Genomic DNA, 26,028 nt, shown 5'->3' with positions numbered 1-26,028 from the left:
CGCTAGCAAAAAATGGCATGTCTGTACCGGCCCTATCGCCGGCACGCCGACCCCTACAGGATTTGCAGGAGCCGACTTGTCGGCGATCAGGGGCAGTACGGGCCGGACCCGATTACAGCTCGATGCAGTCGAACTTCACGTCGGTAGCCACGTCTTCGTCGTAGTTGACGTCAGCACGCTCGAAACCGAACAGGTTGAGGAACTGCTTCTTGTAACCGGCATAGTCGGTCAGCTCGAACAGGTTCTCGGTGGTCACTTGCGGCCACAGCGCCTTGCAGGCGTCCTGTACGTCGTCGCGCAGCTCCCAATCGTCCAGGCGCAGACGGCCCTTTTCATCGACGTCGGCCGGCTGGCCATCGGCACGGTACATGCGGTCGCGGAACATACGGTCCAGCTGGTCCTGGGTGCCCTCGTGGACGCCCTTTTCCTGCATGATCTTGAACACCATCGACAGGTACAGCGGCATCACCGGAATGGCCGAGCTGGCCTGGGTGACCACCGATTTGAGCACTGCCACGTTGGCGCCGCCCTTGATCTCACCGGCCAGTTTCTTGTCCAGGCGCAGGGCGGTTTCGTCCAGGTCCTGCTTGGCCTTGCCCAGGGCACCATGCCAGTAGATCGGCCAGGTGATTTCGGTGCCGATGTAGCTGAAGGCAACGGTGCGTGCGCCTTCGGCGAGCACGTTGGCGCCTGCCAGGGCGTCGATCCACAGTTGCCAGTCCTGGCCACCCATGACGGTGACGGTATCGGCGATTTCCTGCTCGGTGGCCGGCTCGATGCTGGCCTCGATGATGGTGTCCTTGTTGGTGTCGATAGCGGTCGACTTGTACGGCTGACCGATCGGCTTGAGCGAGGAACGAACCAGCTCACCGGTCTGTGGCAGCTTACGCACAGGCGAAGCCAGCGAGTAGATCACCAAGTCGACCTGGCCGCCCATTTCGTTCTTGATCAGTTCGATGACCTTGGCGCGGGCTTCGTCCGAGAAGGCATCACCGTTAATCGACTTGCTGTACAGGCCTTCGGCTTTGGCGAACTTGTCGAAGGCAGCGGCGTTGTACCAGCCGGCGGTACCCGCCTTGGTCTCGGTGCCCGGTTTTTCGAAGAACACACCCAGGGTATCGGCCTTGAAGCCAAAGGCTGCGGTGATGCGAGCAGCCAGGCCGTAGCCACTGGAGGCACCAATGACCAGGACCTTCTTCGGACCATCCTCGCGCACGCCCAGCTTGCGGGTGGCTTCGATCTGGTCACGGACGTTGAGCTCGCAGCCCTTCGGGTGGGTCGTGGTGCAGATGAAACCGCGGACCTTAGGATGAATGATGGCCAATGTCTGTACCTCGTCAGGTTTATGCCAGGAAGCGCCGCCACGGGCGATTCCGATTGATCTAGAGGGTGAGACTACCCCCACCGGTTATCCGACACATATTACGGGGTGATTGGGGGGATTCAAACCGCGCGAGGCGTTCTGGCGCCCATCCGGTGAGACCAGGTTGAAGTATCCGCGCGAAGAGCGGCGAGGCCAGGCACTTATTTGTTTTTCATATCAATGCCAAAGAAAAACAAACTTAACAAATGAACCCAACCGACCGATGCTGGCGGTAATGCGCCCGCGCGGCGCCCCCTTGCCCGGAGAACAACAAAATGAACGACGTGGTGATCGTCGCCGCAACCCGCACCGCCATCGGCAGCTTCCAGGGTGCCTTGGCCAACGTGCCTGCCGTAGAGCTCGGCGCGGCCGTGATCAAGCATCTGCTGGAGCAAACCCGACTGGACCCGGCCCAGGTCGACGAAGTGATCCTTGGCCAGGTACTCACCGCGGGAGCCGGCCAGAACCCTGCCCGCCAAGCGGCGATCAAGGCCGGCCTGCCCTACAGTGTGCCAGCGCTGACCCTGAACAAGGTTTGCGGCTCGGGCCTCAAGGCCCTGCACCTGGCGGCCCAGGCTATTCGCTGCGGCGACGCCGAGGTGGTGATTGCCGGCGGCCAGGAGAACATGAGCTTGTCGCCTTATGTCATGCCGTCGGCCCGCACCGGCCAGCGCATGGGCCATGGCCAACTGGTCGACAGCATGATCACCGACGGCCTGTGGGACGCGTTCAACGACTACCACATGGGCATCACCGCCGAGAACCTGGTGGACAAGTACGGCCTGAGCCGTGAGCAGCAGGATGCCTTTGCCGCCGAGTCCCAACGCAAGGCCGTGGCTGCCATCGAGTCCGGGCGCTTCAAGGACGAGATCACCCCGATCGTGCTGGCGCAGAAAAAAGGCGACCCCAAGGTCTTCGACCGTGACGAGCAACCTCGCCCCGACACGACTGCACAATCCCTGGCCAAACTGCGCCCGGCATTCAAGAAGGATGGCAGCGTGACCGCAGGCAATGCCTCCAGCCTCAACGACGGCGCTGCGGCCGTGCTGCTGATGAGCGCCAGCAAGGCCCAAGCCCTGGGCTTGCCGGTGCTGGCGAGGATTGCCGCCTACGCCAGCGCGGGGGTAGACCCGGCGATCATGGGCATCGGCCCGGTATCCGCCAGCCAGCGTTGCCTGGACAAGGCCGGCTGGCAGCTGGCCGACCTGGACCTGATCGAAGCGAACGAAGCCTTCGCAGCACAAGCCCTGGCCGTGGGCAAGGCGCTTGAATGGGATACCGACAAGGTCAATGTCAATGGTGGAGCCATTGCCCTGGGCCACCCGATCGGGGCTTCCGGATGCCGCGTACTGGTGACGCTGCTGCACGAAATGATCAAACGCGATGCGAAGAAAGGGCTGGCTACCCTGTGCATTGGTGGTGGGCAGGGCGTTGCCCTGGCCATCGAGCGCTGATTCGTGGCTCATCGCCGGCACGCCTGCCGCCTACGTCGCACCTGTAGGAGCCAGCTTGCCGGCGATAAGGTCATCACGCCGTGGCGCGCAGCTCGCGTGCCGCAGCGACCATGTTGACCAACGCCGCTTCAGTTTCCGGCCAGCCACGGGTCTTCAGCCCGCAATCCGGATTCACCCACAAGCGCGCGGCTGGAATACGCTGAGCCGCCTTGCGCAGCAACTTGACCATCTCTTCACGACTGGGCACTCGCGGCGAGTGGATGTCGTATACGCCTGGACCGATCTCGTTGGGGTAGTCGAACTGCTCGAAGGCTTCCAGCAACTCCATGTCCGAACGCGAGGTCTCGATGGTGATCACATCCGCGTCCATGGCGGCGATCGACTCGATCACGTCATTGAACTCGCTGTAGCACATGTGGGTGTGGATCTGGGTTTCGTCACGCACGCCCGACGCACACAGTCGGAAGGCCTCGGTCGCCCATTCCAGGTACGCCGCCCATGCACTGCGGCGCAGAGGCAAGCCCTCGCGGAACGCTGCTTCGTCGATCTGTACGATCCTGATGCCCGCTGCTTCCAGGTCGACCACTTCGTCGCGAATCGCCAGCGCCAGCTGGCGGGCCTGGGTTTCCCGGCTCACATCCTCGCGTGGGAACGACCACATCAGCATGGTCACCGGCCCGGTCAGCATGCCCTTCATCACCTTGCTGGTGAGGCTCTGGGCGTAGCTGATCCAACCCACGGTCATGGGCTTGGGACGGCTCAGGTCACCGTAGATCACCGCAGGCTTCACGCAGCGTGAACCGTAGCTCTGGACCCAGCCGAAACGGGTGAACACATAGCCTTCGAGTTGTTCAGCAAAGTATTCGACCATGTCATTGCGCTCGGCTTCACCGTGCACCAGTACATCCAGGCCCAGGCTTTCCTGGATCTCGACAGCGTGACGGATCTCGCTGTGCATGGCTTCGACATAGTCGGCCTCGGTCAGTTTGCCCTGCTTGAACGACTGGCGCGCCAGGCGAATAGCCGAGGTCTGCGGGAACGAGCCAATGGTGGTGGTCGGAAACGCTGGTAGGGCCAGGCCTGCGCGTTGCTTGACAATACGCTGTTCGAAGGCCGATTGGCGCTGGCTGTCGGCGGGCCTGATGGCCGCCAGACGCGCCTGCACCGCGGGCTTGTGGATACGCGGCGAAGCAGCGCGGCTGGCCTGCACCGCTCGGCTACGCTCCAGGGCCACCGCCACTTCGGCCGCTTGCGGCTGATTGAGCGCCTGGGCCAGCACCGCCACCTCTTCGCACTTCTGTACAGCGAAAGCCAACCAGCTTTTGAGCTCGGTATCGAGCTGGTCTTCACGGGCCAGATCCACTGGGCTGTGCAGCAGCGAGCAGGACGGTGCGACCCACAGTCGATCACCCAGGCGGTCATGGGCATTACGCGCCACTTGCAGGGCTTTTTCCAGGTCGCAGCGCCAGACGTTCCGACCGTTGACCAGCCCCAGCGACAACACCTTGTAGGCCGGCAGACGGTCGAGGATGGTCGGGTACTGTTCCGGCGCACGTACCAGGTCGATGTGCAAACCATCGACGGGCAGGTTGGCAGCCAGGCCCAGGTTGTCTTCAAGGCCGCCAAAATAAGTGGCGACCAGCTTCTTCAGCGGTGCACGCTGAAGGATGTTGTAGGCACGCTCGAACGCGTTTTTCCAATCTTGTGGCAGGTCCAGGGCCAGAATCGGCTCATCGATCTGCACCCACTCCACGCCTTGGATAGCCAAACGATTGAGGATCTGGTCGTAGAGCGGCAGCAGGCGATCGAGCAAGTCGAGCTTGTCGAAGTCCGATCCCTTGGTCTTGCCTAGCCACAGGTAGGTCAGGGGGCCGATCACCACCGGCTTGACCCCATGCCCCAGGGCCTTGGCTTCGTCTACTTCCTCGAACAGCTGTTCCCAGCTCAGGCTGAACAGCTGGTCTGCGGTGAACTCCGGGACCAGGTAGTGGTAGTTGGTGTCGAACCACTTGGTCATTTCCTGAGCGTGAGCACCGCCACAGCAGTTGGCACTGACGCCACGTGCCATGGCGAACAGCGTCTGCAGGGTAGGTCTGGCGCCGTCCTGGCCACGGAATCGCTCAGGGATCACGCCAAACGTCAGGGAGTGGGTCAGTACCTGGTCATACCAGGCAAAATCGCCCACTGGCAGCAAGTCGATACCCGCGTCCTTTTGCAACTGCCAGTGACTGGCACGCAGCGCACGGCCGACCTCTCGCAGTCCGGCTTCGTCAAGCTCGCCCTTCCAGAACGCTTCCTGGGCCTTTTTCAGCTCGCGATCGCGGCCGATACGCGGAAAGCCGAGGTTGTGTGCCAGTGCCATGTTCTTGTCCCTCAGAATGCAGAAAATGAATGAGGGAATTGTCAGGCACGGGTAATCTTGAGACAAACTCATTAAATTTGAGATGAACACAAGATTTACTCATGATTGGGTTCGCGCTTCTTTTTTGCCGACAAAGCGGATTACACCCGCGGCATGAGGATGAATGTCTCTTTCAAAGCAATTCCATACGCTATCAGACATGACCCTCTTCACAACCTGCCGCACAATGCTCCCCTGCCCCAACCAGGTACCCCCATGAGCCTGCTGAAAACGGCGCTTCGCGAAAATACCTTCGTCTGCGTCATGGAGTTCGTCCCCAAGCCCTCCGCGGAACGCTTCGCCGCCATGGAAGCGATCATGGACCGTGCGCATCTGTGTGGCTGGCAGATGACCGTGGCCATCGGCGACCGTGTCGGCAGCCCGCTGGACATGTCACCCCTGGACGCCCTCGCCTCTTTCGGCAAACCGCTGCCTGCCTTGCCGCATTTTTCTGGCAAGGACCGCGAGCGCCATCATCTGCTTGCCCAGTTGCAACGCATGGACGCCGCCGGCCTCGATCAATTGCTGCTGCTCACTGGCGACCGCCTGCCAGGCCATGAACCCGGACAACGTTCGATACGTTACCTGGAATCGGTAGCAGCCTTGCAGATCGCGCGACAAGCCTGCCCCCATTGGCTGCTCGGTGCCGCGCTCAATCCATTCAAGTACCGCGAGGAAGAAGGCGGTGCCCAGTACTTCAAGGCCGAGAAAAAACTGGCAGCAGGCGCCGATTTCTTCACCCTTCAACTGGGCTTCGACGCTGACAAACATCAGGAAGCCATCCGCTGGATGAGCCGCCAGGCCACGCCCAAGCCGATGCTAGCCTGCCTGATGAGCCTCACCCATGGGCGCGCGGCGATGCTCGACCATGTGGCCGGCGTCACCGTCACGCCCTCCATGCGCGACATCCTTGAAGCGGAAGCCGCACAGTCCAAGGCCTTCGCCCAGGCCCGCAGCATCGATCGGCTGGCGCTGCAGATCATTGGCACCCGGTTGATGGGCTACGCCGGCGTGCACCTGTCAGGTATTCACGCGCTCAAGCAACTGCTGGCCCTGGAGGCACGGATCGAGCACTGGCAAGGGCAAATCCACTCGTTGCAGCAATGGGCACCCGCCTGGCAGGCCAGCTGGCAGATGCCGGGGCTGCCTGCGGTAGTGTTCCATCCTCCTCAGGCCGGTTGGCGCCAGGGTGAGTCGCGGGTCGCTGCCTCGGGTAGAGAGAAGCTGCGCTATCACGTGATGCACGGGATGCACCGACTGCTGTTCAGCCGCCGCAATTGGCTGAGCAAGGCCTTTGGCTGGGCGGTGCGACAACCGCTGTGGACAACACGCCTTGGCGCCCGTGTGCTGCACACGCTGGAACGTGGCGTGAAGCGCCCGTTGGTGGGTTGCGACACATGCGGCCACTGCCGCCTCGAAGACACGCTCTATATCTGTCCGGAAACCTGCCCCAAGGGGCTGGCCAACGGGCCCTGCGGCGGCACCGCGCTGAATCGCTGCGAGTTCGGCGACCGCGAATGCATCCACAGCGTCAAATATCGCACCGCCAACGCGGTGCGGCAGACCGCGGTGCTCAGCGAGCGGCTGATCCCGTGCATCGAAGTCCAGACACGCCACCGCAGCTCATGGCCACAGTGGTTCGAGGCCCAGGCGCCCACCCGGCTCAACCCTCGGCCAGCGCCTCGAACCCAGCCCGAATCTTGACTTCGGGCAGCTCGTCGGCGATGAACACCATCACGCTTTCACGCACTTCATCCTCGGCCCATTCGGCATCCCAGTCGAAGCCATAGAGCTTGAGCACGCCTTGGAATACCAGCTTGCGGTCCTCCCCGGCAATGTTCAACACGCCCTTGTAGCGCAGCAATTGCTTGCCGTGGTTTTCCAGCAGCTCGTTCATGAAGGCGCTGAGGCGGTCGATGTCCAGCGCCGTTTCGGTACGCAACACCAGGGTGCTGATGCGGTCCGGCGTGGCCGGCTTGAGTACCGGGCGCAAGGATGGCTTGAGGTTCGTGCCCAAGTCCGGATTGAGGTTGAAACCGCGAACATCCAGAAGCTCGGCAAGATCGATACGGCCGTGCTCCACCACACGAATGGCCGCCCGGCCATTGATACGCGCCAGGCGCTCGCGCAGTGCCTCCACGGTTGCCGGTTCGACCAGGTCGGTCTTGCTCAACAACAGGCGGTCGGCAAAACCGACCTGTGCCTGGGCAATGGTCTGGGTCAGGTGCACGTCGGCATGGGCGGCGTCGACCAGGGTGATGATGCCGTCGAGGATGTAGCGATCACGCAGCTCCTCATCGACGAAGAAGGTCTGGGCCACGGGTGCCGGATCGGCCAGGCCGGTGCACTCGATCACCAGGCGATCGAAGGCAATTTCGCCAGCATCCAGGCGTTCGAGCAGCAGGTAGAGCGCGCGGGTCAGGTCACCATGGATGCTGCAGCACACGCAGCCATTGGCCAGGGTCATCACCTGAACCGGCTCGTCACCCAGCAACTGGCTGTCGATGCCGGCCTCGCTGAATTCGTTTTCGATCACGGCGATTTTCAGGCCGTGCTCGGCCTTGAGCATGTGCTTGAGCAGCGTGGTCTTGCCAGCCCCGAGGAAGCCGGTGAGAACAGTAACGGGAATAGGCGTCTGCACGCAGAAAATCTCCTTGGCGGAAAAGACAGCGGCCCCATCTCCAGCGAGCTGGCTACTACTACAACCGAACGCGCCCTGAGGCCTGTTGGGTTCCTGTAGCAGCCAGCTTGCCGGCGATGAGGCCGGGACAAGCTAGCAGAGGTCGATGTTCAACAGCACTTGGGTCCGGACTTGCCACCGTAACGCGCTTCCTGGCGTTCCCGGAAGAACTCCTCGTACGTCATCACCGGCTTGTCCGGGTGCTTGGTCTGCATGTGCTCGACATAGTTGTCGTAGTCGGGCATGCCGACCATCAGGCGGGCTGCCTGCCCCAGGTACTTCCCCAGTCGACCCAGGTCGTTGAACATCTCGGTATTCCTCTTGGGTTACGCGTCAGGCAGCGCCTGGAACGGGGTTTCCTTGTCGGTGCGCTCCTTGCGACCCAGGGCGGCGAAGCCAACCTTGATGGCGAAGAACAGCACGCTGAACACCACCAACAAGAACAGCACGGTCAGGCCGGCGTTGGTGTAGGCATTGAAGATCACATGCTGCATCTGACCGATGTCCTTGGCCGGGGCCAGTACCTGGCCGGCGTCCAGTGCGGTGCTGTATTTCTTGGCCAGGGCCAGGAAACCGACCGCCGGGTTCGGGTCGAACAGCTTGATCAGGCCCGCCGTGGTGGTGCAGATCAGCAGCCACACCGCTGGCAGCAGGGTGACCCAGACATAGCGCTGGCGCTTCATCTTGATCAGTACCACAGTGCCGAGCATCAAGGCGATACCGGCCAGCATCTGGTTGGAGATACCGAACAGCGGCCACAGGGTGTTGATGCCACCCAGCGGATCGATCACGCCCTGGTACAGCAGGTAACCCCACAGCGCCACGCATCCTGCGGTACCGATCAGGTTGGCGGTCCACGACTCGGTGCGCTTGAGGGCGGGCACGAAGCTGCCCAGCAGGTCCTGCAGCATGAAGCGGCCAGCACGGGTACCGGCATCCACCGCGGTCAGGATGAACAGGGCCTCGAACAGAATCGCGAAGTGGTACCAGAAGGCCATGGTGTTCTCACCCGGCAGCACCTGGTGCAGGATCTGCGCGATACCTACCGCCAAGGTCGGCGCACCACCGGCACGGGCCAGGATGGTGTGTTCGCCAATGTCGCGGGCAGTGGCTTCCAACTGCTCTGGGGTAATCATGAAGCCCCAGCTGCTGACCGTTTGCGCCACCGAAGCGACGTCGGCACCGACCACTGCGGCCGGGCTGTTCATGGCGAAGTACACGCCCGGCTCGATCACCGACGCGGCAACCATGGCCATGATGGCGACGAACGATTCCATCAGCATGCCGCCGTAGCCGATGTAACGGGCATTGGTTTCATTATCCAGCAGCTTGGGCGTGGTCCCCGAGGAGATCAGCGCGTGGAAGCCGGACACCGCACCGCAGGCGATGGTGATGAACAGGAACGGGAACAGGGTGCCCTTCCACACCGGGCCAGTGCCGTCGGTGAACTGGGTCAGCGCCGGCATCTTCAGCTCAGGGGCGATGATCAGGATACCGATGGCCAGGCCAACGATGGTACCGATCTTGAGGAAGGTCGACAGGTAGTCACGCGGCGCCAGCACCAGCCATACCGGCAGCACGGCAGCGACGAAGCCGTAGCCCACCAGCATCCAGGTGATCTGCACGCCGGTAAAGGTGAACGCCGGGCCCCAGACTGGATCCGCGGCGATCTGGCCCCCCAGCCAGATCGACGCCAGCAGCAAGACCACGCCGATGACCGAAATCTCGCCGATGTGGCCCGGACGGATGTAGCGCATGTAGATGCCCATGAACATCGCGATCGGGATCGTCGCCATGACCGTGAACATACCCCATGGGCTCTCGGCCAGGGCCTTGACCACGATCAGCGCCAACACCGCCAGGATGATGATCATGATCAGGAAGCAGCCGAACAGGGCGATGGTCCCTGGGATACGCCCCATTTCCTCGCGCACCATGTCGCCCAGCGAGCGGCCATTGCGGCGGGTAGACAGGAACAGGACCATGAAGTCCTGCACAGCACCGGCCAGCACCACACCGGCAATCAGCCAGAGCGTGCCGGGCAGGTAGCCCATCTGCGCGGCCAGAACCGGACCGACCAAGGGGCCAGCGCCTGCGATGGCAGCGAAGTGGTGACCGAAGAGGATGTGCTTGTTGGTCGGGACATAGTCCAGACCATCATTGTTGAGTACCGCCGGGGTTGCCCGCCGAGGGTCGAGTTGCATCACCTTGGTGGCGATGAAAAGGCTGTAGTAACGATAGGCGACCAGGTAGATGGCCACTGCCGCGACCACGATCCACAAGGCGTTGATCGCCTCGCCGCGGCGCAGGGCGACCACACCCAGCGCACAGGCGCCTATGACTGCCAGCGCCAACCACGGAATGTGGCGTAGCAGGCTATTATTGTTGTTCATGGTTTGCTTCCAGCTGGTGGATTGGAAAAGACCGCCCATCGAGTCTAGGGCGTGTCATCGCGCATTGCCATACCTGCTTTGGCCTAGAGCCTCTGCGGCCAGATTCGAGTACCTGGTTCATCTACAGCAATAACTATAGTCAGGAAGAACCCACGAGGGCTTTCACATGAGCGCACACGACGAACGCCGCCGCTTTCAGCGCATCCCCTTCGATGCCCCCACCGAACTGCGCCAGGGCAATCGCCGCTGGCCGGTGAAACTGCTCGATCTGTCGCTCAAGGGCTTGCTGGTCGAATGCCCTCAACCCTGGGATGCCGACCTGACCCAGGATTTCGACGCGATCATCGAACTCGACCCACAGAACCGCGTGAAGATGCAGGTGGAACTGCGCCATGAGGAACCTCACCGCCTCGGCTTCACTTGCCTATACATCGACATCGAGTCCATGACGCATTTGCACCGTCTTGTGGAATTGAACGTGGCCGACAGCACCGAAATGATGCGCGAACTGCGCCAACTCATCGAAGAATGAAATCTCTTAGCTAGCTAACGTAGTTCCCACATCACGTTTCTTGTCTACCCAGACAGCTTTCTTCCGGGTTACCGGCGCTTTGTACACACCCCTCTGATACAGCTTTTCACAAGTTGGAACGCATTCTGCATTCACGCAAAACGCCCCTTGCGGGCATCTGTGTTCCTGCTCCAATCAAAAAATTGTATACAATTGTTGTGGCAATGATTTGTAGGAAATGTCTACAGTAGTCGCACAACAATAAACAGAGAGCCTGCTCCATGACTACGTCGTCCCCTAGCACGTCTCCCGCCAAGCGCCCCGAGGACGAAAACCTCGGTCTTGGTGCCAACCTGGCCTATGGTCTGCAACATGTGTTGACCATGTATGGCGGGATCGTCGCGGTCCCCCTGATCCTCGGGCAGGCTGCCGGCCTGAACCCCGCCGAGATCGGCCTGCTAATCGCAGCGTCGCTGTTCGCCGGGGGGCTGGCCACGTTATTGCAAACCCTTGGCCTGCCGTTCTTCGGTTGCCAGTTGCCACTGGTGCAAGGGGTGTCGTTCGCCGGCGTGGCGACCATGGGCGCGATTCTCAGCAGTGAGGGAGGCGGCGGTTTGCCAGGCGTGCTAGGCGCGGTCATGGCGGCGTCGTTCATCGGCTTCCTGATCACCCCGGTGTTCTCGCGCATCACCAAGTTCTTTCCACCACTGGTCACCGGTATCGTCATCACCACCATCGGCCTGACCCTGATGCCCGTGGCCGCACGCTGGGTGATGGGGGGCAACAGCGCCTCACCGGAGTTCGGCAGTGTGGCCAACATTGGCCTGGCGGCGCTGACCTTCGCCATCGTCCTGCTGCTGAGCAAGCTGGGCAGCGCGACCATCTCGCGCCTGTCGATCCTGCTGGCCATGGTGGTCGGTACCCTGATTGCCTGGGCGCTGGGCATGACCGATTTCAGCAAGGTCACCGAAGGCCCGCTGTTCGCCTTCCCAAGCCCGTTCCACTTCGGCATGCCGACCTTCCACATCGCCGCGATCCTGTCGATGTGCATCGTGATCATGGTGACCCTGGTGGAAACCTCGGCCGATATCCTCGCCGTCGGCGAGATCATCGACACCAAGGTCGATTCCAAGCGCCTGGGTAACGGCCTGCGCGCCGATATGGCATCGAGCATCCTGGCACCGATCTTCGGCTCGTTCACCCAGAGCGCCTTCGCCCAGAACGTCGGCCTGGTCGCGGTGACCGGGGTCAAGAGCCGTTATGTGGTGGCCACCGGTGGCGTGATCCTGGTGGTACTCGGGCTGCTGCCGATCATGGGACGCGTGATTGCCGCGGTACCCACGCCTGTACTGGGCGGTGCCGGCATCGTGCTGTTCGGCACCGTGGCGGCCAGCGGGATTCGTACCCTGTCGAAGGTCAATTACAAGAACAACGTGAACCTGATCATCGTCGCCGCTTCGCTGGGCTTTGGCATGATCCCGATCGCGGCACCGACCTTCTACCATCACTTCCCGAACTGGTTCGAGACCATCTTCCACTCGGGCATCAGCTCGGCGGCGATCATGGCGATTCTGCTCAACCTGATCTTCAACCACTTCACTGCGGGTAACTCGGACCAGCAGTCGGTGTTTGCCGCAGCCTATGAGCGCACCATCCAGTACTCGGATATCTCGGCGTTGCGTGATGGCGACTACTTCAAGGACGGCAAGCTATTCGATGCCGAGGGGACTGAAGTGCCCGTGATGGAGCTCGACGAGCATGGCAACGCAGCTCCCAGACGAACGCCGGTTGCCGAGCATTGACCGCTGACTGAGCGGTAAGGTGGGGGCCGATGCGCATCGTCGGCCCCTTTTTCATTGGCCTGCCTTGGCCCCCTCGCCGTAGGTGCTCAACGCAGCGCAGTACCCGCCAAAGGGCCGCAACGGGTTAAACGCTACTCGAAAAGTGCGTCCAGCGCCTGTTCCAGGCGTGTCACTGCAATTATCTGCAATCCTGCCGGCGCCTCCTTCGGCGCATTGCCCTTGGGCACGATGGCGCGCTTGAAGCCATGCTTGGCCGCCTCTTTCAGGCGTTCCTGGCCACTGGGCACCGGGCGAACCTCGCCGGACAGGCCGATTTCACCGAATACCAGCAAGCCATGGGCAAGCGGGCGATTGCGCAAGCTGGACATCACCGCCGCCAACAAGGCCAGGTCGGAGGCTGTCTCCAGCACCTTGACCCCACCCACCACGTTAAGGAACACATCCTGATCGTGCGTAGGGATACCGCCATGACGATGCAACACTGCCAGCAACATCGCCAGGCGGTTCTGGTCCAGGCCCAGGGTGACCCGGCGCGGGTTGGCCAGGTGGCTGTCGTCGACCAATGCCTGCACTTCCACCAGCATCGGCCGGGTGCCTTCCCAGGTAGCCATGACCACACTGCCCGGCACTTCTTCCTGGGCGCGGTTGAGGAAAATCGCCGACGGGTTGGAGACTTCCTTCAGGCCACGGTCGGTCATGCCGAACACGCCCAGTTCGTTGACCGCGCCGAAGCGATTCTTCACCGCCCGCAACAAACGCAGTCGGCCATCGGACTCACCCTCGAAATACAGCACGGTGTCGACCATGTGCTCCAGTACCCGTGGGCCAGCCAGCGAACCTTCCTTGGTGACGTGCCCGACCAGGAAAATCGCGGTTCCACTCTGCTTGGCATAGCGCACCAGCAACGCCGCACTCTCGCGCACCTGAGCCACGCCACCGGGGGCCGACTGCAATTGCTCGGTAAAAATGGTCTGGATCGAGTCGATCACCATCACCCGAGGCTTTTCCACGCGCGCAGTGGCGATGATGGTCTCGATGCACGTCTCGGTCATCACCTTGAGCTGGTCCTGCGGCAAGCCCAAGCGTCGCGAGCGCATGGCCACCTGTTGCTGGGACTCTTCGCCCGTGACGTATAGAGCAGGCATGGACGTGGCAATGTTGCACAGGGTCTGCAGCAGGATGGTCGACTTGCCGATACCCGGATCGCCCCCGATCAGCACCACCGAGCCGTCCACCAGACCGCCACCCAGTACGCGGTCAAGCTCAGCGCTGCTGGTGGTGAAACGCGGGATTTCCTCGACGCTGACTTCGGCCAGGGTCTTGATCTGAGCCTGCTGCCCAGCCCATCCCGTACGGCCACTCGGTGCAGCTGCACCGCCGCTTTCGATCATGGTTTCGACCAGGGTGTTCCAGGCCCCACACTCACCGCATTGGCCGGCCCATTTGGGGAAGGTCGCGCCGCACTCGGTGCAGCCATACAAGCGCTTGGCCTTGGCCATGGACTCGGTCTCCTGGAAAAAACCGCCATGATAGCCGAGCGGGACGTGTCTCGAACGCCCCGGGATGCGACAAAACTATTCGTTGCAGCCGCAGTCGGTAAGCCTGAATGCAACGCATAAAGCGATTTGTTGGCTTACACTGCGTTTACCTAACCATTTGTTACAAGGAGTCCAGCATGGGCATGCTCAGTGAGTTCAAGGCCTTCGCGGTCAAGGGAAATGTCGTCGATATGGCGGTAGGTATCATCATCGGCGCCGCCTTCGGCAAGATCGTCTCGTCCTTCGTGGGCGATGTGATCATGCCGCCACTGGGCCTTATCATCGGTGGTGTCGACTTCAGCGACCTCGCCGTGACCCTGAAGGCCGCAGAGGGCGATGTCCCGGCGGTGGTGCTGGCCTACGGCAAGTTCATCCAGACCGTCATCGACTTCCTGATCGTTGCCTTCGCCATCTTCATGGGCGTGAAGGCGATCAACCGCCTGAAGCGTGAAGAAGCCGTGGCGCCCTCCGCTCCACCAGTGCCGAGCGCCGAGGAAACGCTGCTCACCGAGATTCGCGATCTACTCAAGACGCAGAACCAGAATCGCTTGCCGTGACATGGCTGGGGGCGCCTTGCGCCCCCCATCGCCGACCAGCCGGCCGCTACGGAACCGGCACCGTTTCAGACGCTTACCAGTAGTTTTCCACCGCCACCTGGCCCGGGCGCTTACTCAGGCTCAAGTGCAGATCCCGTGCCTTGAGCACCTTGCGTGTCTCGTCGATCATTTGCGGGTTACCGCACAGCATGATCCGCGAATGTTCAGGCGACAGTTCCAGCCCCGCCGCTTTTTCCAGCTCGCCGTTTTCGATCAGCGTGGTGATACGCGCATTCAACGCGCCTGGGTGCCTTTCGCGGGTGACCACTGGCATGAACTGCAATTTGCCCGCGTACTCCGCCAGGTAGTCACGCAGCTCCAACCCGGCGATCTCATCCACATACGCCAGCTCCCTGGCCTCGCGCACGGAATACACCAGCTTGATGTTGTCGAAGCGCTCCCAGGCCTCGAAGTCCTGCAAGATCGACATGAATGGCGCGATACCTGTGCCGGTTGCCAACAGCCACAGATCACGCCCACCGACGAAGCGGTCCAGGGTCAGATAGCCGAAAGCCTGGCGATCGATCAGCAGTGAATCGCCCTCTTTCAGCCGGCTCAGCTCACTGGTGAATTCGCCGCCGGGTACCACGATGGAGAAGAAGTCGAGAAATTCGTCATGGGGTGCGCTGACCATGGAGTAGGCACGCCATACCACACTGCCATCAGCCTTGGTCACGCCCAGCCGCGCGAACTGACCCGCGCGGAAACGGAAGCCCGGGTCACGGGTGACGCGCAAGCTGAACAGGCTGGGGGTCAGCGGCTGAACATCGAGCAGGGTCTGACGGGTGAACTTCTCGGCGCTGGCGGTCATGACGGGCTTCCATGGTGGGCGTGCCCCCAGTGTCGCGCAAAGCAGCCTGGATAAAAACCGTCGGATTGTAGGGCCAAAGTCGGATTATCACGTCAAATTCACAGAAAAACTTGATCGCTATAACAAAAAAATCCCAACTTAATAGTCGGACTTTTCCTACAATCAATCGCTGTGTGCAAATGAATTGGATTCTTCAAGAGCCTTAAGGGAGTGTGACCCGATGCTTCACTGGAAGCCCGAGCATCTTCATGAGCTTGCCACCGAGCGCGACCCCTCTCGCTTGTTCGACCTGGCGGTGCATCTGGCCCAGGACCTCGGCATGGAATACGTCGGCCTGAAGCTTCGCATCCAGATCGCCACGCAGACGCCCAAGCTTTATCTCTATAGCAACTACCCGAACGAATGGATCACACGCTGTCAGTGCGATGACTTTCACAAGCAAGACGCGGCCGCGCAAATGAGTCACCACTCAACCATGCCGGTGCTCTGGTCGGACGAGCTGTATCGTGAAGCGCCGCAGTTTCGTGAAGCCGCCTGCCTGCACGGCCTGCGTCACGGCTGGACCCAATCGGTGCACGATTTACAGCACAACGAAAGCCAGTTGAGTGTGTCCAGACCGTGCAACCCGATAGGTATTCAAGAGCTCTATGAGAAAGGCGCGAGCGTCCTGTGGCTGTGCCAAACGTTGCACGCGGTGATTGGCGAATACCACCTGAGTGAACTGTGCCCCCCGCAACCGAAGATGAGCGAGCGAGAACTGGAAGTGCTGAAGTGGTCGGCCGCCGGCAAGACCGCCGCCGACGTTGCCTGCATCCTGTCCCTGTCGCAAAGCACGGTGAACTTTCACATCCGCAGCGTCATCACCAAGACCAATGCCGCCAACAAGGCAGGCGCCATTGCCATTGCCGCATTGCGCGGGTGGATCTGACAGCCTTTCCTGCGACCTTCGGCAAAGCCCTGTAGAATCCGCAGCAAAGTCCGAGGCGATCCGCCTTGGGCAGATCCGTACCCGAGCCAGACGCCATGCCCCTGTTGAACACCCCCTACGCCGAACTCGACCTGATCCGCCAGCCGGAGCAGGCCAACGACCCGCTGCAGGCTTTCGATGCCGCCGATGAGTATCTGCTCGAGCACTTGCACGCTCAGGCGAACGACGCAGGCTGCCGGGTACTGGTGCTCAATGACAGTTTCGGCGCCCTGGCCGTCAGTCTGGCCGGCCACTTCCAGGTGGTCAGCAGCGGCGACTCGCACCTGGCCCGCCTGGCCCTGGAAAAGAACCTTGCGCGTAATGGCCAGGCCTATGACAGCGTGCCCTTCGTCCCGGCCAGCGAACACTGGCAAGGCCCCTTCGACCGTGTGCTGGTGCGCGTACCCAAGACCCTGGCCCTGCTCGAAGAGCAGCTGATCCGTCTGCAAGGTCACCTGACGCCCGGTACCCAGGTGATTGCCGGCGCCATGATCAAGCACCTACCGCGCGCTGCGGGCGACCTGATGGAAAAGTACATCGGCCCGGTACAGGCGTCACTGGCTCAGAAAAAAGCACGGCTGCTGACGGCCACGGTCGCCGAGCGCACAGTCGCCACCTCGCCCTACCCGACACGCTACCGCCTGGACTCCCCGACGCTCGAACTGGTCAACCATGCCAACGTGTTCTGCCGCGAAGGGCTGGATATCGGCACCCGCGCCTTCCTCCCACATCTGCCGCGTCATCTGGGCCAGGCCCGCGTGGCGGACCTGGGTTGCGGCAATGGCGTGCTGGCGATCGCCAGCGCTCTGGAAAACCCGGACGCCCTTTACACGCTGGTCGATGAATCGTACATGGCCGTGCAATCGGCCCGGGAAAACTGGCAAGCCGCGCTGGGCGACCGCGCGGTGACCGTCATGCCGGGCGACGGGCTGGCAGGACAGGAAAGACAATCGCTGGACGTCGTGCTGTGCAACCCGCCGTTCCACCAACAGCAAGTGGTAGGCGACTTTCTTGCCTGGCGCATGTTCCAGCAGGCCCGTGAGGCATTGGTGGTGGGCGGCGCGCTGTACATCGTCGGTAACCGGCACCTGGGTTACCACAGCAAGCTGTCGCGGCTGTTCCGGGGTGTGGAGCAAGTGGCGGCGACACCGAAGTTCGTGATTCTCAAAGCCCGCAAGTGAGTCGCTAAGGTCCAGGGCTTGATCGCCGGCAAGCCGGCTTGCCGGCGATCAGGCCAAAAGGCTCAGTGGGTGGTCAAACCCGCCGCCCCCATGAACAGGCGCATCACGTAAGCCGCCACGCCCAGTGCCGCGACACTCAACGCCCAGATCAACACCAGCCAACCCAGTCGCTGCCACAGTGGCTTTTTCTCTTCCAGGCCATGTTTACCGGTCATCGTGCGGCCCTCCTAGTGATAGCCGTCGTCAGGGGTCACCTTGCCGCGGAACACGTAGTAGCTCCAGAAGGTATACCCCAGGATGAACGGCAGGATGAACAAGGTGCCCACCAGCATGAAGCCCTGGCTCTGCGGCGGTGCCGCGGCATCCCAGATCGAGATCGACGGCGGGATGATGTTCGGCCACAGGCTGATACCCAATCCGCTGTAGCCGAGGAAAATCAGCACCAGGGTCAACAGGAAAGGGGTGTAGTGGGCATTGCGCGCCACCGCCTTGAGCAACCCGTAGAAGGTCACCAGCACCAGGATCGGCACCGGCATGAACCAGACCAGGTTGGGCATGCTGAACCAGCGGTCGGCGATTTGCGGATAGGCAATCGGCGTCCACAGGCTGACGATACCGATCACCACCAGCAGCACCAGCGCCAAGGGCTTGGCCAGGTCATGCATCTGCTGCTGCAGCGCCCCTTCGGTCTTCATGATCAACCACGTGCAGCCGAGCAGTGTGTAGGCGACGATCAGTCCCAGACCGCTGAACAGGCTGAACGGGGTCAACCAGTCGAGGGTGCCACCGGCAAAATGCCGATCGACGACCTTGAAGCCCTCGATGAAAGCGCCCAACGCAACGCCCTGGAAGAACGTCGCGACCAGCGAACCCCAGATGAAGGCCTTGTCCCAGATGTGGCGCTTGTCGGCCTTGGCCTTGAAGCGAAACTCGAACGCCACACCCCGGAAGATCAGGCCGATCAGCATGAGGATCAGCGGCAGGTACAGCGCTTCGAGCACCACCGAATAGGCCATCGGGAAGGCACCGAACAGTCCTGCCCCGCCCAGGACCAGCCAGGTCTCGTTGCCGTCCCATACGGGCGCAACGGTATTCATCATCACATCGCGGTCACGCTCGCCCTTGACGAAGGGGAAGAGCATGCCGATTCCCAGGTCGAAACCATCCATCACGACATACATCATGACGCCGAAGATGATGATCACCGCCCAGATCAGCGGAAGGTCGATACCCATGGCTCAGTTCCCCTTGCTCAGGCTGACGGTGTTGGCTTCTTTGCCATCATCGGCGGCGGACAACGGCCGCGCCGGTGTGCGTTTCTGGCCAGGACCCCCGGGCGTGTGCTCGTCGCCCTCACCTGTCTTAGGCCCTTTGCGTACCAGGCGCATCATGTAGCCAAGACCGGTACCGAACAGGGCGAAGTACACCACCACGAACGCCACCAGGGTGAAGCCAAGCTGGGAGTAGCTATGGTTGGAAACCCCTTCGGAGGTGCGCATCAAGCCATACACCACCCACGGCTGACGGCCGATTTCAGTGGTGAACCAACCGGCAAGGATGGCGATCAGCCCGGATGGCCCCATCCACAAGGTGAGGTAAAGGAAGGGGCGGTTGCTGTACAGCGTGCCGCGCTTGCGCAGCCACAGGCTCCACAGGCCGACGAAGATCATCAGCAAGCCCAGGCCCACCATGACCCGGAACGACCAGAACACGATGGTCGAGTTGGGGCGGTCCTCAGGCGGGAACTCTTTCATCGCCGGAACCTGCTTGTCCAGGCTATGGGTCAGGATCAGGCTGCCGAGTGCGGGAATCTCGATCTTGAAGCGGGTGGTCTCGGCTTTCATGTCAGGGATGCCGAACAGAATCAGCGGGGTCGGCTCGCCGGGCACGTTCTCCCAATGCCCTTCGATGGCGGCGATCTTCACTGGCTGGTGCTTGAGGGTGTTCAGGCCGTGGAAGTCACCGATCACTGCCTGCACCGGTGCCACGATCAAGGCCATCCACATGGCCATCGACAGCATCTTGCGCACCGCCGGGTTATCCCGGCCGCGCAGCAGGTGCCAGGCCGCCGAGGCGCCAACGAAGAAGGCGGTGGCGACGAAGGCGGCGGTGGCCATGTGCATCAGGCGGTAGGGGAACGATGGGTTGAACACCACCGCCAGCCAGTCCACCGGTACCACCCGGCCATCGATGATTTCGTGGCCCTGGGGTGTTTGCATCCAGCTGTTGGACGCCAGGATCCAGAAGGTCGAGACCAGGGTCCCGAGCGCCACCATGACCGTGGCGAAGAAGTGCAGGCCGCGACCGACACGGTTCCAGCCAAACAGCATGACACCCAGGAAACCGGCTTCGAGGAAGAACGCCGTGAGCACCTCGTAGGTCAGCAATGGCCCGGTAACGGCACCGGCAAAATCGGAGAATCGACTCCAGTTGGTGCCGAACTGATAGGCCATGACCAGGCCGGACACCACACCCATGCCGAAGTTGACGGCGAAGATCTTCGACCAGAAGTGGTAGAGGTCGCGGTAGACATCGTTGTGGGTCTTGAGCCAAAGGCCTTCGAGGACCGCGAGGTAGCTCGCCAGCCCGATGGTGATGGCTGGGAACAAGATGTGAAAGGACACGGTAAAGGCAAACTGGATTCGGGCGAGCTCAAGGGCTTCTAAGCCGAACATGGTGCTTCCTCTTCAGATAATCCGGCGACCGGGCGTGTGGCCCAATCACCCACTGCCCCCACGGTAGTCGAGTGCGGCGCGTTGGAATTGTTCTGTTCGACTGCAGGGAATCCGGCCAAAAGGCCAAAATCGCTGACGGTATCGTTGCAACCGCAACGATTGATCCAAGTCAACAATTTTCTGGAAGCATAGTCCTGATTGGACCGTTGGGCGGTGTGGTGGATTGCCGCGTGACCGGTTGCCCCACCCACTTTACCAGGGTGTGAAAAAGTGCCGATTTGGGCAAACAGTAACCGCTTGTTACAAACAGATGGTAACCTGCCGCCCCCTCTACTGCGCCGAGGCCCACAGGTTTCCGATGTCCGATTCCGCACCGCAGTTGTTGCGTCACCACCGTCCGTTCCTGGCCTTCTGGCTCGCCCGGGTGTTCACCGCCAGCGGCTTCCAGATGCTCACCGTGGCCATCGGCTGGCACCTCTACCAGCTCACCGGAAATGTCCTCGACCTGGGCCTGGTCGGTCTGGTGGAGTTCGCTCCCCGCGTGCTGTTCATGCTGCACACCGGGCATGTCGCCGACCGCTATGACCGGCGCAAGGTCGCCGCGCTCTGCCAAAGCCTCCAGGGGCTGATCGCACTGGCCTTGGCCGTGGGTAGCCTGACCGACAACGTCACCCGCGAGCTGATCTTCGCGCTGGCCTTCCTCCTGGGGGCGACCCGCTCGTTCGAGATGCCGGCCACCCAGGCCCTGCTGCCCAATGTCGTGCCGCCTGGACTGTTCCCGCGGGCGGTGGCGGCCTCGGCCTCGGCGACTCAGGCGGCGACCATCATCGCTCCAGCCGTGGGGGGGTTCCTGTACGCCTTCGGCAGCATCTGGGTATACGGCCCAACCGTGGCCCTGTATGCCACCGCCTGCCTGCTAATGCTCAGCCTCGAATCCCGCCAGCAGGTGACTCAGCGTGGCCGCGCCAGCCTGGAATCGCTGATGGCTGGGATCCGCTTCATCCGCAGCCGCCCCGATATTCTCGGGGCGATATCGCTCGACTTGTTCGCGGTGCTGCTGGGCGGAGCCACCGCGCTGCTGCCAGTGTTCGCCAAGGACATCCTGCTCACCGGCCCCTGGGGCCTTGGTCTGCTGCGCTCGGCGCCTGCAGTGGGAGCGCTGCTCATGTCGCTATGGCTTGCACGCTTCCCGGTGGAGCGCAAAGTGGGCCGGACCATGTTCACCGCTGTCGGCGTGTTCGGCGTGGCGACCATCGCCTTTGGCTTGTCCACCTCTTTCTGGTTCTCGCTGGCGGTACTGGTGGTGCTGGGCGCGGCCGACATGATCAGCATGGTGATCCGTGGCGCCTTCGTACAGCTGGAGACACCGGACGAAATGCGCGGGCGGGTGAGCGCGGTGAACGGGTTGTTCATCGGTGCCTCGAACCAACTCGGAGAGTTCGAATCCGGAGTCACGGCGCACTGGTTCGGCACGGTGCCGGCGGTCGTGTTGGGTGGCGTGGGGACGCTGGTGGTGACTGGGGTGTGGATAAAACTGTTCCCGACGTTGGCCAAGCGGGATCGGCTTCACAACAGCTGAAGCGTGGCCTGCACCGGTGCCTGCACGTCGCCGAGGTACCTTTGGCCGGCGATAGGGCCGAACAGCCCTCCCGACGGCCATACTCCCCGGCCCCCCATGCTGGTATGATGCGCGGCTTTTTTCCGCCCCACATAAACCACCGTTCGCCACGACGTGTGCTTTGCTGATGGGGTCGATACATTCACGGCGCCGGGGGCGCCTTGGGGAGCGGGCATGCTGGAAAGGCTGTTTCAACTAAGAGCACACAACACCAATGTGCGCACCGAGATTCTCGCGGGCGTCACCACCTTCCTGGCCATGGCCTACATCCTGTTCGTCAACCCGAGTATCCTCGGCGAGACCGGCATGGACAAAGGGGCGATCTTCGTCGCCACCTGCCTGGCCGCGGCCATCGGCTCGACGACCATGGGCCTGATCGCCAACTACCCGATCGCCCTGGCACCGGGCATGGGCCTGAACGCGTTCTTCACCTACACCGTGGTCCTGCATATGGGGCACACCTGGCAGGTGGCGCTGGGTGCAGTGTTCATCTCGGCGGTGTGCTTCTTCCTGCTGTCGATCTTCCGCATCCGCGAATGGATCGTGAACAGCATCCCGCTGCCGCTGCGCTCGGCGATCGCCGCCGGCATCGGCCTGTTCCTGGCGCTGATCGCCTTGCACAATGCCGGCATCGTCGTCGATAACCCTGCCACCCTGGTGGGTTTGGGGGACCTCAAGCAACCCGCTCCGATTCTCGCCACCCTGGGCTTCTTCCTGATCGTTGGCCTTGAGTCGCTCAAGGTCCGCGGTGCGGTCCTGATCGGTATCCTGGCGGTCACGCTTGCCTCGATCCTGATGGGTGTGACCCCGTTCGGTGGTGTGGTCTCGATGCCGCCATCGCTGGCACCGACCTTCCTGCAGCTGGACATCAAAGGCGCCCTGGACATTGGCCTGGTCAGCGTGATCTTCGCCTTCCTGTTCGTCGACCTGTTCGACAACTCCGGTACCCTGATCGGTGTGGCCAAGCGCGCCGGCCTGATGGGCAAGGACGGCCACATGCCGAAGATGGGCCGCGCCCTGATCGCCGACAGCACCGCGGCCATGGCCGGCTCGCTGTTGGGCACCTCGACCACCACCAGCTACATCGAATCGGCTGCGGGCGTGAGTGCCGGTGGCCGCACAGGCCTGACCGCCATCGTGGTTGCCGTGCTGTTCCTGCTGGCGCTGTTCTTCGCCCCGCTGGCCGGTAGCGTACCGGCCTTCGCCACTGCCCCGGCGCTGCTGTTCGTCGCGGTGCTGATGGCCTCGGGCCTGGCGGAAATAAACTGGGACGATGTCACCGAAGCGGCCCCCGTGGTGGTCACTGCCCTGGCCATGCCGCTGACCTACTCGATCGCCAACGGCATTGCCTTCGGCTTCATCGCCTGGACCGCCGTCAAGCTGATCTCCGGCCGCCACCGCGACCTGAACCCGGCACTGGTGATCCTCTCCATCCTGTTCGTCATCAAGTTGGGCTGGTTCAACGCATGAGTGCTGTCTTCGACCCCTCCTCCTACGCCACGCAGCTGGACGCCAAGGTAGCCCGGCTGCGAGAGCTGCTGGCGCCCTTCGGCGCGCCGGAGCCGGTTGTTTTCGAGTCGCCCCGCGAACACTACCGCCTGCGGGCCGAGTTCCGCCTGTGGCGCGAGGACGGCCAGCGTCACTATGCGATGTTCGCCCCCGGGGAGAAACACAAGGCGATCCTGATCGACGATTTCCCCATCGCCAGCGAGCGCATCAACGCGCTGATGCCGCGCCTGAAAGCGGCCTGGCAGGCCAGCGAGGCACTGGGAAACCGCCTGTTCCAGGTGGAGTTCCTCACCACCCTGGCCGGCGATGCGATGGTCACGATGTGCTACCACCGCCCGCTGGACGAGGCGTGGGAAGTGGCTGCGCGCCAACTGGCCAGCGACCTTGGGGTGAGCGTCATCGGTCGTTCCAAGGGCAAGCGGCTGGTGGTCGGGCGTGACTATGCAGTGGAAAAGCTCGACGTGGCGGGCCGCGTGTTCAGCTACCGCCAGCCGGAAGGTGCGTTCACCCAGCCCAATGGCGCGGTGAACCAGAAGATGCTGAACTGGGCCTACGACGCCATTGGCGAGCGCGACGACGACCTGCTGGAGCTGTATTGCGGCAACGGCAACTTCACCCTGCCGCTGGCCACCCGCGTGCGCAAGGTGCTGGCCACCGAGATCAGCAAGACCTCGGTCAATGCCGCACTGAGCAACCTCGACGAGAACGCGGTGGATAACGTGCGCTTGGTGCGCCTGTCGGCCGAGGAACTGACCCAGGCCTTGAACGACGTTCGCCCGTTCCGCCGCCTGGAAGGCATCGACCTCAAGCGCTATGAGTTCGGCACGGTGTTCGTCGACCCGCCACGGGCCGGCATGGACCCGGACACCTGCGAGCTGACCCGGCGTTTCGAGCGGATCCTGTACATCTCGTGCAATCCGGAAACATTGGCGGCCAACATTGCCCAGTTGCAGGACACGCACCAGATCGAGCGCTGTGCGTTGTTCGACCAGTTCCCCTATACCCACCACATGGAGAGTGGGGTGTTGCTGGTCCGGCGCTGACGGCTCAACGACGAAGCCGCTGCCACGAATATCGCGCTATCGCAGTATCCGTGGCAGCGGCCTTGGGTCGCGAAGGGGCTGCAAGGCAGCCCCAGGCTTGAATCAGAAGTCGAAGAAGACTGTCTCCCCTTCCCCCTGAATACGGATATCGAAACGGTACGCCGTCTTCCCATCCACCTCGCAACGCTTGGCAATCAGCGTCTCGCGGCGCTGCGGCTGCTCGATCAGGTTGAGCACCGGGCACTTGGCGTTGGCATCTGCCTCGTCATCGAAATACACCCGCGTGTGCAGATGAATGTTGATGCCTCGGGCAAACAGGCTGATGTTGATGTGCGGCGCCATGGGCACGCCCGCAGCGTTCTTCACGACACCCGGCTTGACCGTCTGCAAGGTCCACTCACCCGCATCGAAGGTGGTGGCGGTGCGACCGAAGCTGTTGAAGGCATTTTCCAGGTTGAAGGCATCCTGGTACTGGCCGTTGGCATCCGCCTGCCACACTTCCAGGAACGAATCCCGCACCAGGTGGCCGTTGCCGTCATATACATGGCCGATCAACAGGATGTGTTCGCCTGGGGCGTCTGGCTTGGCCAGGCAGTTCCAGATTTCCTGAGCACGGGTCGGGTTGCCGGCCGCTTCCAGGGCCAGGCCGATGTGTACGTATGGGCCGGCGGTTTGCGAAGGGGTTTCCGGCAGCAGTTCGATGGGCATGTCGGGGTCCTCAGCAGTTCTCGAAGTGGGTCTTGCGCTGGCCACGCAGCACGATGTCGAAGCGGTACGCCAGGCAGTCCATGGGGTTGGCGTTGCTCATGTCGAGCTTGGCGATCAACTGCTGCACGGCTTCGGGGTTGGCGATCGACTTGACGATCGGGCACATCGGAATCAACGGATCACCTTCGAAGTACAGCTGGGTGATCAGTTTGGTGGCAATCGACGGGCCGCTGATGGAGAAGTGGATGTGCGCCGGACGCCAGTCGTTCGGGCCGTTGCGCCATGGGTACGGACCGGGCTTGATGGTGCGGAAGCTGTAGTAGCCGTCACGGTCGGTCAGGCAGCGGCCGACACCACCGAAGTTCGGGTCCAGCGGCGCCAGGTAACGGTCGTTCTTGTGCCGGTAGCGACCACCGGCGTTGGCTTGCCACATCTCGACCAGGGTGTTCGGCACAGGCTTGCCGTACTGGTCGACGACGCGGCCGGACACGATGATGCGCTCGCCGATCGGCAGGCCACCATTGTTGAAGTTCAGCAGCAGGTCATGGTCGTGCGGGCCAAAGCCCAGGTGGGAAAAGTCCGGACCGGTGGTTTCGCTGATCGACTGCGGAATACTGACCAGAGCCTGGCGCGGAGAGCGGGCAACGGACGTCTTGTAGTCGGGCGTGAGGGCCTTGGGGTGCCAGTTGCGATCACGGATCACGAAGCGGCTGTTGTCCTGAGCGGGCATGCCGATTTCCTCTCTTGGAATTATCAGAACGCCTGTGGATGACAGGCG

Annotated in this window: 22 protein-coding genes; 10 read left to right on the top strand and 12 right to left on the bottom strand. The window is 62.3% G+C overall.

Going from position 1 to position 26,028, the window contains the following annotated elements; all coding sequences use genetic code 11:
- Window positions 1-112: 112 nt before the first annotated feature.
- Entirely contained in the window at window positions 113-1,324 is a 1,212-nt protein-coding gene (fabV, locus tag P3R38_RS03895; protein WP_023378714.1) for an enoyl-ACP reductase FabV, read from the bottom strand.
- A gap of 314 nt (window positions 1,325-1,638) precedes the next feature.
- On the opposite strand from fabV, the gene P3R38_RS03890 reads away from it, so the two are divergent.
- Window positions 1,639-2,817, top strand: coding sequence for an acetyl-CoA C-acetyltransferase (locus P3R38_RS03890; protein ID WP_104882162.1), 1,179 nt, complete (start codon window positions 1,639-1,641; stop codon window positions 2,815-2,817).
- A 73-nt stretch (window positions 2,818-2,890) separates the two neighbouring features.
- Here the strand turns inward: P3R38_RS03890 and metE are convergent, their stop codons facing one another.
- Window positions 2,891-5,179, bottom strand: a complete 2,289-nt coding sequence (metE, locus tag P3R38_RS03885; RefSeq protein ID WP_277686839.1) for a 5-methyltetrahydropteroyltriglutamate--homocysteine S-methyltransferase — start codon at window positions 5,177-5,179, stop codon at window positions 2,891-2,893.
- A gap of 255 nt (window positions 5,180-5,434) precedes the next feature.
- Between metE and P3R38_RS03880 the strand changes: the two genes are divergently transcribed.
- Window positions 5,435-6,922 (top strand): methylenetetrahydrofolate reductase C-terminal domain-containing protein, encoded by a 1,488-nt coding sequence (locus tag P3R38_RS03880; protein WP_277686838.1) that lies wholly within the window; start codon window positions 5,435-5,437, stop codon window positions 6,920-6,922.
- Here the strand turns inward: P3R38_RS03880 and yjiA are convergent.
- From yjiA to P3R38_RS03865, 3 genes are all read right to left on the bottom strand, one after another.
- Window positions 6,882-7,859 carry a GTPase gene (gene yjiA / locus P3R38_RS03875; RefSeq protein WP_023378710.1) on the bottom strand — a complete coding sequence of 326 codons (978 nt, stop codon included), beginning with the start codon at window positions 7,857-7,859 and terminating at the stop codon, window positions 6,882-6,884. The two genes, P3R38_RS03880 and yjiA, sit on opposite strands and share 41 nt — an antisense overlap.
- Before the next feature lie 149 nt (window positions 7,860-8,008).
- Window positions 8,009-8,206 (bottom strand): YbdD/YjiX family protein, encoded by a 198-nt coding sequence (locus P3R38_RS03870; RefSeq protein WP_013974210.1) that lies wholly within the window; start codon window positions 8,204-8,206, stop codon window positions 8,009-8,011.
- Window positions 8,207-8,224: 18 nt separating this feature from the next.
- A complete protein-coding gene (locus tag P3R38_RS03865; RefSeq protein ID WP_023378709.1) occupies window positions 8,225-10,291 on the bottom strand; it encodes a carbon starvation CstA family protein in 2,067 nt (688 codons plus the stop codon).
- Window positions 10,292-10,457: 166 nt separating this feature from the next.
- On the opposite strand from P3R38_RS03865, the gene P3R38_RS03860 reads away from it, so the two are divergent.
- Complete coding sequence (locus P3R38_RS03860; protein WP_023378708.1) at window positions 10,458-10,823, top strand: PilZ domain-containing protein; 366 nt, start codon at window positions 10,458-10,460, stop codon at window positions 10,821-10,823.
- A gap of 260 nt (window positions 10,824-11,083) precedes the next feature.
- On the top strand, window positions 11,084-12,604 hold the full coding sequence (locus P3R38_RS03855; protein WP_023378707.1) for a nucleobase:cation symporter-2 family protein: 1,521 nt from the start codon (window positions 11,084-11,086) through the stop codon (window positions 12,602-12,604).
- Window positions 12,605-12,735: 131 nt separating this feature from the next.
- Here the strand turns inward: P3R38_RS03855 and radA are convergent, their stop codons facing one another.
- Window positions 12,736-14,103, bottom strand: a complete 1,368-nt coding sequence (gene radA, locus P3R38_RS03850) for a DNA repair protein RadA (RefSeq protein WP_023378705.1) — start codon at window positions 14,101-14,103, stop codon at window positions 12,736-12,738.
- 176 nt (window positions 14,104-14,279) lie between these two features.
- Between radA and mscL the strand changes: the two genes are divergently transcribed.
- On the top strand, window positions 14,280-14,699 hold the full coding sequence (gene mscL / locus P3R38_RS03845) for a large-conductance mechanosensitive channel protein MscL (protein WP_023378703.1): 420 nt from the start codon (window positions 14,280-14,282) through the stop codon (window positions 14,697-14,699).
- 73 nt (window positions 14,700-14,772) lie between these two features.
- On the opposite strand, the gene P3R38_RS03840 is transcribed toward mscL, so the two are convergent.
- Window positions 14,773-15,549 (bottom strand): ferredoxin--NADP reductase, encoded by a 777-nt coding sequence (locus P3R38_RS03840; protein WP_023378702.1) that lies wholly within the window; start codon window positions 15,547-15,549, stop codon window positions 14,773-14,775.
- A 220-nt stretch (window positions 15,550-15,769) separates the two neighbouring features.
- Here P3R38_RS03840 and P3R38_RS03835 point away from each other — a divergent pair, with 220 nt between their 5' ends.
- Window positions 15,770-16,477, top strand: coding sequence for an autoinducer binding domain-containing protein (locus P3R38_RS03835; protein WP_023378701.1), 708 nt, complete (start codon window positions 15,770-15,772; stop codon window positions 16,475-16,477).
- Between the two features lie 95 nt (window positions 16,478-16,572).
- A complete protein-coding gene (locus P3R38_RS03830) occupies window positions 16,573-17,697 on the top strand; it encodes a methyltransferase (protein ID WP_202675882.1) in 1,125 nt (374 codons plus the stop codon).
- A gap of 62 nt (window positions 17,698-17,759) precedes the next feature.
- Here P3R38_RS03830 and P3R38_RS03825 read toward each other — a convergent pair whose 3' ends face one another.
- Genes P3R38_RS03825 through P3R38_RS03815 form a run of 3 tightly spaced genes read right to left on the bottom strand, consistent with a single transcriptional unit; the run spans window position 17,760 to window position 20,372 of the window.
- On the bottom strand, window positions 17,760-17,912 hold the full coding sequence (locus tag P3R38_RS03825) for a DUF2474 domain-containing protein (RefSeq protein WP_023378699.1): 153 nt from the start codon (window positions 17,910-17,912) through the stop codon (window positions 17,760-17,762).
- Between the two features lie 12 nt (window positions 17,913-17,924).
- Window positions 17,925-18,932, bottom strand: a complete 1,008-nt coding sequence (cydB, locus tag P3R38_RS03820; RefSeq protein ID WP_023378698.1) for a cytochrome d ubiquinol oxidase subunit II — start codon at window positions 18,930-18,932, stop codon at window positions 17,925-17,927.
- Between the two features lie 3 nt (window positions 18,933-18,935).
- Window positions 18,936-20,372, bottom strand: a complete 1,437-nt coding sequence (locus tag P3R38_RS03815; protein WP_023378697.1) for a cytochrome ubiquinol oxidase subunit I — start codon at window positions 20,370-20,372, stop codon at window positions 18,936-18,938.
- 358 nt (window positions 20,373-20,730) lie between these two features.
- Here P3R38_RS03815 and P3R38_RS03810 point away from each other — a divergent pair, with 358 nt between their 5' ends.
- From P3R38_RS03810 to trmA, 3 genes are all read left to right on the top strand, one after another.
- Window positions 20,731-21,951, top strand: a complete 1,221-nt coding sequence (locus P3R38_RS03810; RefSeq protein ID WP_023378696.1) for an MFS transporter — start codon at window positions 20,731-20,733, stop codon at window positions 21,949-21,951.
- 213 nt (window positions 21,952-22,164) lie between these two features.
- Window positions 22,165-23,460, top strand: a complete 1,296-nt coding sequence (locus P3R38_RS03805) for an NCS2 family permease (protein WP_023378695.1) — start codon at window positions 22,165-22,167, stop codon at window positions 23,458-23,460.
- Window positions 23,457-24,542 (top strand): tRNA (uridine(54)-C5)-methyltransferase TrmA, encoded by a 1,086-nt coding sequence (gene trmA / locus P3R38_RS03800; RefSeq protein ID WP_023378694.1) that lies wholly within the window; start codon window positions 23,457-23,459, stop codon window positions 24,540-24,542. The genes P3R38_RS03805 and trmA overlap by 4 nt, the downstream gene beginning before the upstream one ends.
- A 102-nt stretch (window positions 24,543-24,644) precedes the next feature.
- On the opposite strand, the gene pcaG is transcribed toward trmA, so the two are convergent.
- Window positions 24,645-25,250 carry a protocatechuate 3,4-dioxygenase subunit alpha gene (gene pcaG / locus P3R38_RS03795; RefSeq protein WP_023378693.1) on the bottom strand — a complete coding sequence of 202 codons (606 nt, stop codon included), beginning with the start codon at window positions 25,248-25,250 and terminating at the stop codon, window positions 24,645-24,647.
- 10 nt (window positions 25,251-25,260) lie between these two features.
- Window positions 25,261-25,980 (bottom strand): protocatechuate 3,4-dioxygenase subunit beta, encoded by a 720-nt coding sequence (gene pcaH, locus P3R38_RS03790; protein ID WP_023378692.1) that lies wholly within the window; start codon window positions 25,978-25,980, stop codon window positions 25,261-25,263.
- Window positions 25,981-26,028 lie beyond the last annotated feature (48 nt).

It is taken from the genome of Pseudomonas sp. NyZ480, from assembly GCF_029537255.1.
Classification (GTDB): domain Bacteria; phylum Pseudomonadota; class Gammaproteobacteria; order Pseudomonadales; family Pseudomonadaceae; genus Aquipseudomonas; species Aquipseudomonas taiwanensis.
This window is presented reverse-complemented; position numbering and strand designations above follow the sequence as displayed.